Here is a 14,875-nt window from a genome sequence, read left to right on the forward strand (position 1 = left end):
CTTTTTTTGTATTTCCACTGATTGAAAACAACATTTATACTGCTTGTTCAAATTTGCATGTCGTATAGCGACATCGTCAATGCAGTCAAATTCATGAAACTTTCTTTATCCAGTACCCAACTCGGTTCGATTTTCGCACTTGGTGCGGCTTTCTTATTTAGTACCAAAGCTATTTTTATTAAACAGGCTTACGCATTATCGCCATTAGTCGACAGCACCGTGCTTATGGCATTGCGAATGGCAAGTGCCCTGCCTTTTTTCCTTTTACTGTGTTGGTTCAATCGCCATCATAATAAAAATATGACAGGAAAAGATTGGGCCTTATTGGTTGCTGCAGGTTTGATGGGCTATTACCTTTCAAGTTGGCTCGACTTCGCTGGTCTGATGTATATCAGTGCATCGTTGGAACGTATTATTTTATTTCTCTATCCAACACTGACAGTCATTGCCACAAGCTTTATTTATAAGCAAAAACTCAACTTTAGAACCATACTAGCGATTGCATTAAGCTATGGTGGTACAGTGATTGTGATGCTACAAGAGCAAAGCACAGTACCGCATGAAGGAAATTTCTGGCTAGGCGTGAGTTTAGTCTTTGCCAGTGCGGTTTGTTTTGCAACGTACTTACTCATGACCCCACGTTTAATTCAAAAATTTGGTTCATGGAATTACACTGGTTTGGCATTAAGCATTGCATGTTTTGGTACGCTAACCCATTTTATCATTGCAACACCCCAGCCAATTCAACTGCTTACTCAACTTCCGATACAAGTCATTTGGTATGGTATCGCCTTAGGCTTATTGGTGACGGTTTTACCGACGATTTTGGTCGCGCAAAGTATTTCTCGTTTAGGTGCTGCACAAGCAGCTATGATTGGTTCGATTGGCCCGATCCTAACCATTATTTTGGCTGTGGCTTTGCTCGGTGAGCATATGAATGCGATACAATGGTTTGGTTGTTTACTGAATATCATCGGTGTCATGATGATTACTTTGTCTAAAAAGAAACTTGCACACTAAATTGTGCGGAAGCTTGGAAGGAATATGCATTTTAAAATTGTATCGCCGAGTGCCTGTGTAGATGTTGAAAATATCCAGTTGGCACAGTCGCATTTGGAACAGTTAGGTCATACAGTCAGTTTGGGTGAACATGTATTTTCACAACATCGCTATTTGGCAGGTACAGTTGAACAACGTATTCAAGATTTAAAACAAGCATGCTTAGATCCAAACATTGATGCAATTTGGTGTGGTCGTGGTGGTACTGGCGCTGCAATGTTATTGCCATTTTTAGATGAGTGGATTTTGAATAAACCCATTATTGGCTATTCAGATACAACCGTGTTATTAAACTATATTGCGATGCATCATGGGCAATCTTTACATGCGCCTGTATTTCAGGAAATTGCCGTTAAAAATTTAGACAATAGTCCTCTGTCGTATGATGCATTAAAAACCATCAGCCTGTTATCCGCGGATATAAACCAACAAGGTCATTATCCCTTATCCAGCGCGAATGGTTTTGCTCAAGATCAGCACATTGAAGATGTTAAAATCTTAGGCGGAAATCTTACTGTACTGTGTACTTTACAAGGCACACCGTCTGCCTTAAAACTGAATCAGCCGAGTGTTTTACTGATTGAAGATGTAGGCGAACCGTATTATCGAATTGAACGTTCATTGACTCAGCTCCTACAAAGTATTGATACTTCAAACTTAAAGGCTTTGGTCTTGGGTGATTTTTATCAATGCCCACAAAAAAATGTCCCGCAAAGTATTGTTGAGATTGTGAAAGAACATCTCGATCCACTGCACATCCCACTTTACCAATGTGACTGGTTTGGTCATGGTGAAGTCAACCGTCCATTTTGGTTAGGGAAAACGGGCAAGATTGTAGATTCACAACTCATTATTTAACGGCTAGGTTATTTAATGACTGGGTTATTTTAGTACAGCGCTATTTCAGCGCATTGAATATAAAAAATAGCCAATACCTTGCTTAAGATAGGCCTCTACGAAATCCTAGTCAGTGCTTACTGGGATTTCCTAAGAGCATCAAAGCAAAGATAAACAAACTATATACTTTTAATCCTGAGCAATACTTCACTTGCATCGTGCTTCTTCTGATCACTTTTCTATATGACGGTTTTCTTGTTTAACAGCCCCTTGATTGTTCATTCATAAATACGATCAGTTGCTTCGATTTTTTCTTGGCATTTTCACTTGACCTTAAGTTAACTTGAGCTTTGATACTGACGGAAATTTCCAGTCAATCAAAAGAGTCATCCATGAATTCCAGATCAGAATCCGCGCAGATCAAATCGTTCCAAATGATTAACCCAAATACACTTTATAATCCAACAGCATTTGCGTATAGTCATGTGGCTGAAGTACGCCATTATTTGCGTATTTTGCATATATCTGGACAAGGTGGTGAAAACCAACAAGGACAATTATCCCAAGATTTTGCACAACAAGTTCATCAAGCTTTTGTCAATCTGCAACATGCCCTACAAGCGGCTGATGCATCATTATTGGATATTGCTGTTTTAAGAGTGCTTGTGGTCGATCACAGTACTAAAAAACATCAGTTTTTAATTCAGGAAATGCAACAACTTTGGAAAGATCAACCTTTCCCTGCGTGTACACTGATTCCTGTCCCGTGTCTTGCTTTACAAGGAATGCTCATTGAAATTGAAGCAACTGCCTATTGTATGTAACTCCAAGAACTAGGATATTTTTATGAATGCTCAACTCGATATTAGCCAAAATAAAGCATTACTTTGGCTGATGGCGATTGCCTGCGGTTTATGCGCAGGAGCAAACTATTATAGTCAGCCGCTGATTCACTCGATTCAACTCTATTTCAACATGCCAGAATCACAAGTGGCACTTACAGTGACTTTTGCACAAGTGTCTTATGCGCTTGGTCTTTTATTCATTGTGCCCATGGGTGATATTGTCAATAAAATCAAATTTATTCCTTGGTTAATGTTTTGTGCCGCGATTGGTTTATTGATGTGTGCTTTTGCTGTCAATTTACCCATGCTTTGGGTTGGCACAATTATTACAGGTCTATTTTCAGTTGCGGCTCAGGTGTTAATCCCTCTTGCAACGATGGCAGTTAAACCTGAAAAAACAGGTGAAGTTGTTGGCTTTTTAATGAGTGGGCTATTGGTTGGGTTATTACTTTCCACCAGTCTTGCGGGTTTGTTATCTAACCTGTTTAACTGGAAACTGATTTACTTTGTTAGTGCAGTATTAATGTTAATACTTGCTTATTTATTGAAAAAACGTCTGCCGCATGTACCTGTGTTTAAAATGAGTTATGGCAAAATTTTCTACTCGATGGGTGTGTTGTTAAAAGAAGAACGTCGTTTAGTCTATCGTGCAATTATTGGTGGCTTTGCATTTGCAGCCATGAGTATTTTGTTTTCAACGATTGCTGTTTTACTGACCTCTGAACCGTTTAAATTACCTGATGTTTTGGTTGGTGTTGCAACGATTATTGGGGTATTTGGTGCTTTAGCCACTGCAAAAATTGGTAAAATTGCAGACCGTGGACATACCAGTATCCTGACATGGATTGGGGTAGCGTTGATGATCGTCAGTTGGGCGCTGCTTTATTTCGGTGGGAAGTACCTCACCAGTTATATTTTAGGGTATGGCCTGATTAGCTTTGGACTCGCTGTGGTTCATACCAGCAATCAAAATATCATTTTCCGTTTACGCCCAGATGCCAAATCTCGGATTAACTCTATCTATATGACAGCCTATTTCACAGGTGGTGCATGTGGTTCCGCTTTAGGGGTTTATGCATGGCATCATGGAGGTTGGACCATGACTTGTCTTGTTGGTGTATGTCTGGTTATGGGTTCTGCACTATTTTCTCTGCTAGATCGTCTATATCTCAATAGAGCACAGACCATTTAAAGCATTCTAAAATCAAAATCTCTCAAATTTGAGGGATTTTGATTTTTTAAGAGACTGATTATTTTAATAAAAATACGGACACCCAAATCATTCTATTTGAATAATATTCACTGTAACTATTGTGTGAAAAAACTGATCATAATATATTCACATCAATAGTCTGCGATAAAATTCCAAAAAATGCGATGTACACAATTTCAATTTAAATGGATATGCGGGTTACTATCTTGAAGCTATATGAATAAACAGTTGATGAGCAGGATTATACAAAAGATAAACCTCTGACCTTTAAAGAATTTTTTACAGAGCAATCTATGTTTTTGGAAAAAACATCCAAATATCCATGATTATTCAAGTTTAAAATTGATACACTTTGGTCAAAATGATACCCCTGTTTGTCTTTGCTAAAGCGTGATTGACGATACTCAAGCAAGGTTTTACTCAGCTCACACAACAGCCAACATTCATCCTGATAGATCAATCAAGAGTTTATCCCTTATGAAAAAAATACGATTAGCATGCTTACCGATCGGTTTTTTATGTACTTTTTCAAGCTTGGTCTTCGCTGCACCAATAGGAAATGAAAACTTATTAAGCCAAGCTTTTATAAACTGTGACAACAGTGCCCAAGGTATTATTGAACAGGCAACTTGTCTAAAAGATGAGGCTGAACGTCAAGATACGCAATTGAATAGTACCTATAAAAAATTACAATCGCATTTGAGTGCTACCCAGAAAACAAAACTGGTTGCATCACAACGCATTTGGCTACAATCACGTCAAAGTGATGCTGAACTTGAAACAACGTTGTATGGTCAATCACAGCCAGACAACTTGCAAACTGAACTTAATGATATACAGCGTATCGCAGGCCGTACTGCACAATTGCAACGCTACCTGAATTTACTTCAATAATGCGAATCAAAGCATAAAGATATTCAAGAACACATACCGAGATCAAGATAAAACTAAAGGTCAAATATATGAAAAAATTTAAAACTACTACATTGTTGTTCATCTCTCTTCTTCCTTTTGCAGCTTTTGCCGATGATGAAATGCCTCGTCCCCTTCCAGATGATTCTTATATTCATGCCAAATTAAGCAGCAGTTATGACCAATGTATCAAGCAAAGCGGTGCAGTAACATTTGAAATGCAAAGCTGTATGGACCAAGAATATGCTCAACATAAGAACCGCGTTCAACAGGCCTTTGCCAAAATCATCAGTCGTCCAGACAGTGTGAAAAAAGACCGGCAGATGGATGAAATCGCAGTATGGTGGGAAAACACCGACAAGTATTGTAATTGGGATCCGAAAACCGAAGGGCAAGGACAAATGTTAGATGCACAGTCTTGCCGTCTAAACCGTATTGCTAATCTTGCGGATAAAATCAGCCACTATTGAGTCTCACAAATTAAAACTTAGCATCTCATAGCATTAAACAAAGTAATGTTGATTGGCATATTGTGATCCGTGAAACTGGGCTTATCTATGCCCAACGATTGCATACTCATCCTCATATACTCACTTGGACTTTCTGAGAGTCTGTCAATCTTGTTGAGTAAGTAATTGATGCCCGAATGTAGCTAAAAAGTATTTTTATAAATTATTGTCATTCACAATCAATACAATAGCGTATCTGCTATTTTGAGGTTGTACTTTTGGATAAATTTGCCTTCTTAAAGAATATTCAGGAATGGTCTGATCAGTATCCATGGCTAGAGATGCTCACATCATTATCCATTCTAATTTTTTTCGCCTTTGTCGCAAATTATATTGCAAAACAAGTCGTTGTTCGTGGGATACGTAAACTTATTTCAAAAATGAAGTTTGCACACAGTGAAATTTTTTCCCAGCATAGTGTTATCCGCAGAGTGGCGAATATTGTTCCTGCCATTGTTATTTTAAATGGTATAACCACAGTTCCACATTTGTCCTTAAAAGCGGTTGGCCTGATACAAATGGCTGCACAGGCGTTTATCTTCCTGACCATTGCACTGGCCATCAGCGAACTTTTAAATGTCTTTAATCTGCTTTATCAACGTAATCCCAAATCACTGAATAAGCCCATCAAAGGCTATCTTCAACTGATCAAGCTGATTCTGTTTATCGTTTGTGGTCTGCTGATCTTGGGAACCTTCTTAAAGAAAGATGTTTTTACCCTGCTTGCTGGTTTTGGTGCGATGGCAGCGGTATTGTTACTGGTTTTTCAAAATACAATTCTGTCCTTGGTGGCATCGGTGCAAATCTCTTCCTACGACATGGTTCGTATCGGTGACTGGATTGAAATGCCAACATTAAATGCAGATGGTGATGTTATTGATATGTCCTTACATACCATTACCGTACAGAATTTTGATAAAACCTTTACCACAATTCCCACCAATAAGTTGGTGACGGACACCTTTAAAAACTGGCGTGGGATGAAATTGTTGGGGGCGAGACGCATCAAGCGCTCAATCTTTATTGATCAAACCAGCATTCATTTTATTACCCATGAAGAACAACAGAAATTAAAAGCTTTCCTATTACTGGATCAGTATTTGGATAATAAACAATCTGAATTGGACAGCTTTAATCAGCAGTTTGAAGATCAGTCTATCTATAACCAGCGCCGCCTGACCAATATTGGAACATTTCGGGCTTATGTCGAGTTCTACCTAAAGCAACACGCTGGTATTGCTAAAAACCAATCCCTGATTATCCGTCAGTTACAACCGACAAGTGAGGGATTACCACTGGAAATCTATGCATTTGCCAATACAACGGTATGGAATGATTATGAAGCAATCCAATCTGATATATTTGACCATCTGATGGCAATTATTCCTGAATTTGGACTAAAGATTTATCAGGCACCTTCTGGTTCAGATTTACGTTCATTGTCAAAACACGCTGAAAGTAGCTCGGAACTTCTGTCCTGAGTTGTTCATTTACATCAAAAAAGCCCATGCGATAACCATGGGTTTGCTTGCAATGAAAAAAGAAGGTTCATAGCGTCCTCCATAATCAATTCAAAGCATAAACTGACGGCTAAAACCTTTACTAAATATCTTGAACATAATTCTATATTTATTTCACCGCTATCTAATTATAAAAGATCTATCGGTTCTATTTCAGCGAGATAGTCACTATCCAAAATTTTTAACGTTTTATTTTTAAACTGAATGATGTTTAAGTCTGATAAATCTTTAAAAATCCGATTTAGTTGTCTGGTCGAAATTCCTAACATAGCAGCAATAGAATCACGTTTTTCCAAGTGAATCATACTCCCTTCCATTTCCGCCCTAATTGCTAAATATTTACGTACTTTTATAAATGCTGGAAGCGTTGCATTTGTTAGCAGTTGAGTAGAAGCATATAATTTTTGACTAAGATGAGAGCAGATAAAACATAGAAAAGCTGGATCGTTAAACGCATATTGCTCAATTTTGCTCAGAGATATCTCGAGAATATCCGCTTTTGAAATCGCAGTCACCGTACTTACTGTACCTATATCTCTATCTAAAAAAAGCTCTAAATCACCAATCACGGAAAAAGCCCTTTCAATAGAGAATACTGCACAACTCCCATCTTTTTGGTAATATTCTACTTGTAATTTTCCATTCACAAGTAAATAGAGGCTACTTAGCGAGCTTCCTTGTGCAAGCAGAAACTCATCTGCTTCTATTTGTTTTAATAAGAAATTTTCTAATAATATTGGAGAAAAATAACGCGATAAAGAAAACTCATCGATATAATTCTGTATTAATTCATCATTACTAATAGTCCTCATCTTTTACTGCTCTTCATTCAAAACTATCTATATTTTCAGAGTCTTTATCAATATTTGAAACCTATACTGAGCCTAGATAATAGGTAATAAACAGTGACATAAACCCAAGCTATCCTCTTGAGACAAGGTATTTTACGATCAATATAAAAAAAGGTCATCTGTCCTTTTTTTAATTTATCTTGAAGCATAAGCTGTAGACCACTCCAATAGCCAAAGTTGTGTCACGATGAGCCCCTTACTGATCCATATACAATGACTTCGGATGATGAATTTGCAATGCGGCGATCAACGCATACGCCTAAATTGAAGATGTTAGCGAAAAGTCATCTGGACATTATGTTATTGATTGCTTCTATTTAATACATAAGCCTGAAGCTGCTCTCGTAGTAACCAGAATCAAAACAGATTACTTTAAAAAGCATTTATTGAGCTTATTAAAAGTAAAAATCTATAATTTTGATAGGAATAAGAAACTGAAATGAATACTGACATTATTAAAGGTCGTCTACTCTTTTTGAAAGAGGCTGAAAACCTGAAAAATATAATGCGTTCCTCTCATACCTCTAAAGGCAGAATTGAAAGTACAGCCGAGCATACATGGAGGCTTGCCCTGTTAGCTCTTGTATTTGAAGATGAATTAAAATATCTAGACTTTTCAAAGGTTTTAAAGATGTGTCTTGTTCATGATTTAGGCGAGACAATCAATGGTGATGTTCCAGCGACTGAAAAGAAGAACCATCCAGATAAAGACGTTCAAGAACGTAACGATCTATTATTACTTACTCAATCCCTAGATGCTCCCCTAAGAAACGCCATACTTGAATTATGGGAAGAATATGAAGCAGGTCAAACGCAAGAAGCTGTTGCAGTAAAGGCTTTGGATAAGCTAGAAACAATTTTACAGCATAATCAAGGAATTAATCCTGATGACTTTGATTATGAGTTTAATCTTAGCTATGGTGAAAAATATACAGATAAACATCCATTATTTAAAAGTATCCGTGCCCTCATGGATACAGAAACAATGCAAAAAATTAATAACAGTAAATAGAGATAAAAAGCCCATGCTCTAGCCATGGGCTTGGTTGCTATAAAACAGATTTTTAACTAAAACATATCTCTTTTATTGCATTTCAAGGAACTTTTAAATTACTAGCACGCTCCCCAAACTCTGCCCAAATATTGGCAAGCACTTAAAAATTAATTTTTATACAAATCATATATATATTTCAAATTTCTGTGAAATATCTGATTAAAACCTGCTTAATAGGTAATGGATTGCCTTAATGTCTTAATTAACAGCTCATATAAATGATCGACCGCTTTTGAATTAAGCGAGGCTCTACTTCTATATACAGATGCTTCCATGGGTGCTAATGGGCCTAGTCCGTGCTCTGCTCCTAAAATTTCTAAATGCTGAGGCGCGCTACATTGTGTGAAAACTGCGACGGCTAAACCACTTTCAACTGCTGCAATTTGCCCGATTAAACTTGAACTATTATAAACAACACGATAACGGCGACCTTGCAATGCAAGCGAATTGATCGCACTTTTTTTGGCTAAACTGGTACTTTCATAAACAGCAATAGGTATCGGATCTTCACGCCATAATTCAAATTGGGGAGAACCTACCCACACCATTGGCTCATGAAACAATAAAGTGCCTTGACGGGGGTTATCCCTTGAAATCAATGCTAAATCAATCTCGCCATTTTCTATACGTGGGATCAATGAAGTCGATTGTTCACAAATAAATTCTATTTCAACGCCGCTATAACGTGGTGCAAAACGCTTAAGCACTGGCGTTAAATATTTAGCAGCATAATCATCGGGTACGCCAAGTCTAATCCGACCGGTTAACTCTTCTCCATTAAAAGCCATTTGTGTTTCATGATGTAGATCAAGTATCCGTCTTGCATAACCTAAAAGAAGTTGCCCTTCAGAAGTAAGTTGAATTTGTCTATGCGTTCGAATTAAAAGTTGGCATTTTAAAGCGCCTTCCAATTTTTTTAACTGCATACTGACAGCAGACTGTGAACGGTATAGCTCAGGTGCTGCATTTGAAAGAGAACCTGTATCAACAACTGCGACAAAACATTTTAACCAATCAATCTGTAGATTTTGTAGATTCATGATTATCCTAAATTATTCGATTTACGAATAGTATATGCAAGAATTATGCGCTTTTCATTTTAACTTTCTAAGTCCATAATTCATTAAGAAAAGAAGGAAATTTCCCCTAATTTTCATCAGCGATCATTAGGTATATAGCTCAGTAGAAAATTTAAAAAGATAAGGAAATTATTTTGTCGAATGTTGACCCAGATATTTACAGTTTAAGTTATTCCCAAGTTTGGTCAGGCTTTAAAAGCCTTCTTCCAATTTCATGTTTCGTGGTGATTTTTGGGGCTGCTTTCGGCTTAGCTGCAACGCAAACAGGACTAGACAATAGCTCTAGCATGTTAATGAGTAGCTTTGTTTTTGCAGGAGCATCTCAATTTGCGACTTTAGAACTATGGGGCGCGCAAATATCACTGATTCCCTTAATAGTCACAGTTTTTTTTATCAATGCTCGGCATCTTTTAATGGGCGCATCTCTTTATCCTTGGTTACGGCACCTGCCTCCCATCAAACGATACAGTATCTTGCTGGTTATTTCTGATGCCAATTGGGCACTCTCACTACAAGCATTTAATCGTGGTGAATCAGGGATGGGCTTATTGTTTGGAGGGGGCCTTGCGCTTTGGCTCGCGTGGGTTTTAGGCACAGGAATGGGGTTCTATTTTGGTAATGTTATTCATCATCCTGCATTGCTGGGATTAGATATGGTCATGGCTTGTTTTCTACTGGCGATGGTTGTCGGTGGACAAAAAAACCTCAGAATACTCATCATCTGGACAATCGCAGCCTGTAGCTCATTATTGGCTTATTGGTACTTACCAGAAAATAGTCATGTCGTTGTGGGTGCTTTATTTGGCGGAATTGTCGGAATTTTCTGGAAAGAGAAACAGCTATGAACCTAGAGATTAGCACCACTTATCCATTAATTATTATTTTTATTATGGCCATTGTGACATTAGCCACTCGCTGGGGTGGTGTTTTAATTATGTCTTATGTACCTATTAGCGATCGTGTGCAACGATTCATTAATGCAATGTCAGGATCGGTACTGGTTGCACTTTTGGCCCCTATTGCGGTTGAAGGTGATCATGGCGCTCGTTTGGCGTTACTGACAACATTGATCGTTATGCTACTGCTTAAAAAACCACTGTTGGCGATTGCAGCAGGAATATTGGCAGCAGCTTTATTCCGTCAGTATTTTGTATGAAATGATAGGGAGCTCAAAGAAGCTGCCTTTGGCTATATTAAACCTAAACAAAATTGAGCAATGACTACACATTGCGCATAAACGACATAAGGGTAATTCAGTGAAACTACAATGTATTGTGATTCATTTTTTTAAATAAAAGAATCAACCAATTAATAAATTCACTTAGTCTGCGGGGTTGATTGTTTCGCGATTCATATAAAACCAACAAAGACATCGGCGCACAGGTAAACGCTGTTAATACTTCAATAAGGTCACCATTTGCCAATTGTTGTCTAACACCAATTCTCGGAATTTGAATGATCCCTAATCCATTTAAACCTGCAGCTAAATAGGCATCCGTTGTGCCGACACTGATTAGACTGGGAATTGGTACAAGGTATGTTTGATTATTTTGATTGTATTCAAAAGCATTTTGCGACTGGGTGTCAGCATGAGAATAATCAACAATATAATGATTTTTAAGATCCTCTAATGATGTTGGTCTACCGTAATGTTCCGCATAACTGGGACTAATACAATTAACCATTTCCATAATACCCAAATGGCGTCCTATTAAATTACTGCTTTCAAGCTGACCACCACGGATTACGCAATCTACTCGTTCCTTGATAGGATCAATACGATAATCAACGCCAAGCAGCTTAATCTGTGTTTTTGGATATTGTTGAAACCATGCAGGTAGATGAGGAGCCACCACGCTAGAAAAAAACCGACTAGGCATATCGATGTTAATCACACCACTGAGTTCTTCACTTTGTTGTTGAAATTGATTATCTAAGCCTTCTAACTCATCCAATAATCTTAAGCATTCGACATAATAACGCTGACCTGCTTCTGAAAGAGAAACTTGTCTTGTATTCCGATAAAGTAAACGAGTTTTTAAATGATCTTCAAGCTTAGTGATTGACATAGAGATTGCTGACTTAGGAATCTTGAGCTGTTCTGAAGCACGGGTAAAGCTACCATTTTGTACAACAGCGATAAAACGTTTCATCGTCTCAATCTTATCCATACATCACCTCTAATTGTTCATTATTTGTGAACAGTCTTATCCGATTAATCATATTTATCAAGTCAATTAATTCCTGTACTTTAATTTTATCAACAGTTAATCAGCATAATATGAGGTCACTACATGAATAAAATCGCATTCATCACTGGAGGGAGTCGTGGAATAGGTCGAGATGCAGCGCTTAAACTCGCTGAGCAAAATATTGACATCATTTTGACTTATCATCGCAATGAAAAAGCCGCTCTAGACGTGGTTGAGAAGATTAAAGAAAAAGGTCAAAACGCATTTGCCATTCAATCTGATATTCGAGATATCACATTATTTGATGATTTGGTAAAAACTTTGAGTTTCGTATTAAAAGAGCAATTTGGTCGTGAAAGTTTTGACTACCTACTCAATAATGCTGGGACAGGTTTACATACGAGTATTGAAGAAACTAGTATTGATGATCTAGATGATATGCTCAATATCCATGTGAAAGGTCCATTTTTTCTCACTCAAAAATTGCTACCACTCATTGAAAATGGCGGTCATATTGTAAATATATCCTCTGGTCTAACACGCTTTTCTATGCCTGGGTCAGCTGCATACGCAATGGCAAAAGGCGCTGTAGAAGTCATGACACGTTATATGGCAAAAGAATTCGCCTCCAAAGGGATTCGTGTCAACACGATTGCGCCCGGTGCGATTGCGACTGATTTTAGAGACGGTGCCGTCCGCAATAGTGAACAAGTTCAGGGGATGATCGCATCTATCACGGCATTAGGCCGTGTTGGTGAAGCTGATGATGTTGGAAAAGCAATCGCTGCGATTTTTAGTGAAGGATTTAACTGGATCACAGGTCAGAGAATAGAAGCCTCTGGTGGTATGCTGTTGTAGTTTTAACTCGCACAGCTTTAACATATTGGTGGAGTTACACAAATTTCATATAACTCCACCATATCTGGGTTCTAAGAAAATATAAAAAAATTAATACTCATTAATTTTACAAATTCTATCTTTTGAGTATGGCTATTGATTTTAAAATAAAGCACGTTTACTCCTCACTTGCTTTTTTTCTATCTTTTTCAGGTTGACTGTATGTCTGAGCTCCAACCTTTAACACCTCGTATTTCGGTCGCTCCGATGATGGATTGGACAACAAGATAAAATAATCCATTAATTTACAGCAACTTAAAATAAAAAAATTAAGTTAAGGTGTAAATTTGGAGTAAACTTTATTTTTATGTATCAAAACATAAATCTTCAATATTTTCACTCCCCAATAGATTATTCACAGTTACAAGAGCTGTATCAGATAGTGTTTGAGTAGCTAACACAGCTAGCCTCGTCATTGGGCAAGAAATGGAAACATAAAAAAGATTACGTGCTCTATAAAAAACCTTTCGTATTTGCTTTAGTCAATTTTTTAGTCTCAAGTAACTCTAAAAGCTGTGGCCACTTATAGTGATTCCAGCCACCACCTAAGACCACTAATACATTCTCAAACTCAGCCCCCTTTACACTATGCTGCGTTGCAAAAGGAGTCTGTTTTTCAATAAACCTTGTAACCTCGATAACTTCCTTATATTCGATTTCTCTTAATTTATTATAACGTTGTAGTGTTGAAGACCATTCCTCTTTAGGTGTATCTATAAATGAAAGAAGCTCCTCCTCCCTTCTAATTATTCGATCTGGTGGTAATGGCCGTTTTGTAGTCTTTAAATGATCTATCACTTGACCAATAGTTCCTTCAGTCCTTAACTTTAGTAATTGATCCTAGCCAAATAAGCAGCTATTTGATCTACAGTTGCTCTTGCTGTTCTAGAAACCCCAATGAGTGTTGCGGATGCCATGCCTGTCCATTCCCCATAGCCAACCAACCAAAGGTTATTTATTTTTACTGAGCGCCCATCATTCACAGTAACTGTCTGATCAGGCTCTACCACATCAAGACTTCTTAAGTGAGTCAATGAAGCTTTGAACCCTGTACACCAAATCACAGCATCTACTGCTTGTCTTGTACCATCAGCCCAAACAACGGAATGCTCCTCAAATGAGGTAAAAGGCTCTCTACTATGTAGTACGCCACGTTCGCGGGCCTCTTTGACACTGTCTATCATGACAATATCACCCAGACCACCAACGGGTTGATCAATCACACGACCTTCCTGTTGGGCTTTTAAACGTTCAGTTGCCCGAAGAAATAAAACACGCCCATCAACATCATCCGATAAAAATTGAGGTGGTGTTACTGTGACCCAAGTGGTATCTGCAACTTTTGAGACTTCGGCAAGAATTTGTGCCCCTGAGTTACCACCACCAACTACAATCACTTTCTTGTTGATAAAAGGCTCTGGATTTACATAATGTGCTGAATGCGTTTGTAATCCTTCAAATCGTTCATATCCTTCATAATGGGGAATATAAGGCTGACTCCATGTCCCAGTAGCACTGACCACCGCTTTAGCTCGCCAATATTGATCGCCAGCATACACATCTAAATAGCCATCTTTTTGTTCTATATGGTCGACATGAATTGGTCGAATAATTGGAAATTGATATCGTTGCTCGTATGCTGACAAGTAGCCAATCACTTCATTTCGCGTTGGGTAAGTCTGCTCAGTTGTGGGCATCATCCAACCTGACAATGAACTCCAAGTATTTGGAGAAAAAAGACGAAGAGATTCCCAAGCATGTGACCATGCACCACCTGCCTGAGATTGGTCATCTAAAATAATAAATGGAATTTTCTTACGTTTGAGGAAATAAGCTGTGGCAAGGGCTGCCTGACCACCACCAATAATGATTACATCGACTTCAGTTTGTAATTGAGTCAAAGCTTC

Annotated in this window: 16 protein-coding genes; 11 read left to right on the forward strand and 5 right to left on the reverse strand. The window is 38.0% G+C overall.

Annotated elements, in window-relative coordinates:
- Positions 1-93: 93 nt before the first annotated feature.
- The 7 genes from F981_RS15615 (at position 94) to F981_RS15645 (ending at position 6,856) form a co-directional block, all read left to right on the forward strand.
- Entirely contained in the window at positions 94-1,020 is a 927-nt protein-coding gene (locus tag F981_RS15615) for a DMT family transporter (protein WP_016539572.1), read from the forward strand.
- Positions 1,021-1,044: 24 nt separating this feature from the next.
- Positions 1,045-1,917: an LD-carboxypeptidase gene (locus F981_RS15620; protein WP_004723173.1), complete on the forward strand. Its 873-nt coding sequence runs from the start codon at positions 1,045-1,047 to the stop codon at positions 1,915-1,917.
- A gap of 371 nt (positions 1,918-2,288) precedes the next feature.
- Positions 2,289-2,720 (forward strand): RidA family protein, encoded by a 432-nt coding sequence (locus F981_RS15625; RefSeq protein WP_004723174.1) that lies wholly within the window; start codon positions 2,289-2,291, stop codon positions 2,718-2,720.
- A gap of 22 nt (positions 2,721-2,742) precedes the next feature.
- Complete coding sequence (locus tag F981_RS15630; protein WP_004723176.1) at positions 2,743-3,933, forward strand: MFS transporter; 1,191 nt, start codon at positions 2,743-2,745, stop codon at positions 3,931-3,933.
- Between the two features lie 498 nt (positions 3,934-4,431).
- Positions 4,432-4,848 (forward strand): lysozyme inhibitor LprI family protein, encoded by a 417-nt coding sequence (locus F981_RS15635; protein WP_004723177.1) that lies wholly within the window; start codon positions 4,432-4,434, stop codon positions 4,846-4,848.
- Between the two features lie 68 nt (positions 4,849-4,916).
- On the forward strand, positions 4,917-5,336 hold the full coding sequence (locus F981_RS15640) for a hypothetical protein (RefSeq protein ID WP_004723178.1): 420 nt from the start codon (positions 4,917-4,919) through the stop codon (positions 5,334-5,336).
- Between the two features lie 257 nt (positions 5,337-5,593).
- Positions 5,594-6,856: a mechanosensitive ion channel family protein gene (locus F981_RS15645; RefSeq protein WP_004723179.1), complete on the forward strand. Its 1,263-nt coding sequence runs from the start codon at positions 5,594-5,596 to the stop codon at positions 6,854-6,856.
- Between the two features lie 167 nt (positions 6,857-7,023).
- On the opposite strand, the gene F981_RS15650 is transcribed toward F981_RS15645, so the two are convergent.
- Complete coding sequence (locus tag F981_RS15650) at positions 7,024-7,707, reverse strand: Crp/Fnr family transcriptional regulator (protein WP_004723180.1); 684 nt, start codon at positions 7,705-7,707, stop codon at positions 7,024-7,026.
- A gap of 478 nt (positions 7,708-8,185) precedes the next feature.
- On the opposite strand from F981_RS15650, the gene F981_RS15655 reads away from it, so the two are divergent.
- Positions 8,186-8,758 carry an HD domain-containing protein gene (locus tag F981_RS15655; protein ID WP_004723181.1) on the forward strand — a complete coding sequence of 191 codons (573 nt, stop codon included), beginning with the start codon at positions 8,186-8,188 and terminating at the stop codon, positions 8,756-8,758.
- A gap of 212 nt (positions 8,759-8,970) precedes the next feature.
- On the opposite strand, the gene F981_RS15660 is transcribed toward F981_RS15655, so the two are convergent.
- A complete protein-coding gene (locus F981_RS15660; protein ID WP_004723184.1) occupies positions 8,971-9,840 on the reverse strand; it encodes a LysR family transcriptional regulator in 870 nt (289 codons plus the stop codon).
- Positions 9,841-10,013: 173 nt separating this feature from the next.
- On the opposite strand from F981_RS15660, the gene F981_RS15665 reads away from it, so the two are divergent.
- The gene (locus F981_RS15665) at positions 10,014-10,724 is read left to right on the forward strand and encodes an AzlC family ABC transporter permease (protein ID WP_004723186.1); all 711 of its coding nucleotides are present in this window, start codon (positions 10,014-10,016) and stop codon (positions 10,722-10,724) included.
- The gene (locus F981_RS15670; RefSeq protein ID WP_004723188.1) at positions 10,721-11,035 is read left to right on the forward strand and encodes an AzlD family protein; all 315 of its coding nucleotides are present in this window, start codon (positions 10,721-10,723) and stop codon (positions 11,033-11,035) included. Before F981_RS15665 ends, F981_RS15670 begins: the two co-directional genes overlap by 4 nt.
- Positions 11,036-11,141: 106 nt before the next feature.
- Here F981_RS15670 and F981_RS15675 read toward each other — a convergent pair whose 3' ends face one another.
- Positions 11,142-12,050: a LysR family transcriptional regulator gene (locus F981_RS15675; RefSeq protein ID WP_004723190.1), complete on the reverse strand. Its 909-nt coding sequence runs from the start codon at positions 12,048-12,050 to the stop codon at positions 11,142-11,144.
- A 123-nt stretch (positions 12,051-12,173) separates the two neighbouring features.
- Between F981_RS15675 and F981_RS15680 the strand changes: the two genes are divergently transcribed.
- Positions 12,174-12,929, forward strand: coding sequence for an SDR family NAD(P)-dependent oxidoreductase (locus F981_RS15680; protein ID WP_004723192.1), 756 nt, complete (start codon positions 12,174-12,176; stop codon positions 12,927-12,929).
- Positions 12,930-13,421: 492 nt separating this feature from the next.
- Here F981_RS15680 and F981_RS24245 read toward each other — a convergent pair whose 3' ends face one another.
- Together F981_RS24245 and F981_RS15690 are read right to left on the reverse strand one after the other, a co-directional pair.
- Positions 13,422-13,766, reverse strand: coding sequence for a restriction endonuclease subunit S domain-containing protein (locus F981_RS24245; RefSeq protein ID WP_004723194.1), 345 nt, complete (start codon positions 13,764-13,766; stop codon positions 13,422-13,424).
- 29 nt (positions 13,767-13,795) lie between these two features.
- On the reverse strand, positions 13,796-14,869 hold the full coding sequence (locus F981_RS15690) for an ArsO family NAD(P)H-dependent flavin-containing monooxygenase (RefSeq protein ID WP_004644575.1): 1,074 nt from the start codon (positions 14,867-14,869) through the stop codon (positions 13,796-13,798).
- Between the last annotated feature and the right edge of the window lie 6 nt (positions 14,870-14,875).

It is taken from the genome of Acinetobacter guillouiae CIP 63.46, from assembly GCF_000368145.1.
GTDB lineage: Bacteria > Pseudomonadota > Gammaproteobacteria > Pseudomonadales > Moraxellaceae > Acinetobacter > Acinetobacter guillouiae.

What these genes read in the sequence shown, in the direction of transcription:
- F981_RS15660 (WP_004723184.1), bottom strand. Translation starts at nt 9,840, where the DNA reads ATGAATCTACAAAATCTACAGATTGATTGGTTAAAATGTTTTGTCGCA.
- F981_RS15620 (WP_004723173.1), top strand. Translation starts at nt 1,045, where the DNA reads ATGCATTTTAAAATTGTATCGCCGAGTGCCTGTGTAGATGTTGAAAAT.
- F981_RS15625 (WP_004723174.1), top strand. Translation starts at nt 2,289, where the DNA reads ATGAATTCCAGATCAGAATCCGCGCAGATCAAATCGTTCCAAATGATT.
- F981_RS15675 (WP_004723190.1), bottom strand. Translation starts at nt 12,050, where the DNA reads ATGGATAAGATTGAGACGATGAAACGTTTTATCGCTGTTGTACAAAAT.
- F981_RS15640 (WP_004723178.1), top strand. Translation starts at nt 4,917, where the DNA reads ATGAAAAAATTTAAAACTACTACATTGTTGTTCATCTCTCTTCTTCCT.
- F981_RS15635 (WP_004723177.1), top strand. Translation starts at nt 4,432, where the DNA reads ATGAAAAAAATACGATTAGCATGCTTACCGATCGGTTTTTTATGTACT.
- F981_RS15650 (WP_004723180.1), bottom strand. Translation starts at nt 7,707, where the DNA reads ATGAGGACTATTAGTAATGATGAATTAATACAGAATTATATCGATGAG.
- F981_RS15630 (WP_004723176.1), top strand. Translation starts at nt 2,743, where the DNA reads ATGAATGCTCAACTCGATATTAGCCAAAATAAAGCATTACTTTGGCTG.
- F981_RS15655 (WP_004723181.1), top strand. Translation starts at nt 8,186, where the DNA reads ATGAATACTGACATTATTAAAGGTCGTCTACTCTTTTTGAAAGAGGCT.
- F981_RS15615 (WP_016539572.1), top strand. Translation starts at nt 94, where the DNA reads ATGAAACTTTCTTTATCCAGTACCCAACTCGGTTCGATTTTCGCACTT.
- F981_RS15670 (WP_004723188.1), top strand. Translation starts at nt 10,721, where the DNA reads ATGAACCTAGAGATTAGCACCACTTATCCATTAATTATTATTTTTATT.
- F981_RS15680 (WP_004723192.1), top strand. Translation starts at nt 12,174, where the DNA reads ATGAATAAAATCGCATTCATCACTGGAGGGAGTCGTGGAATAGGTCGA.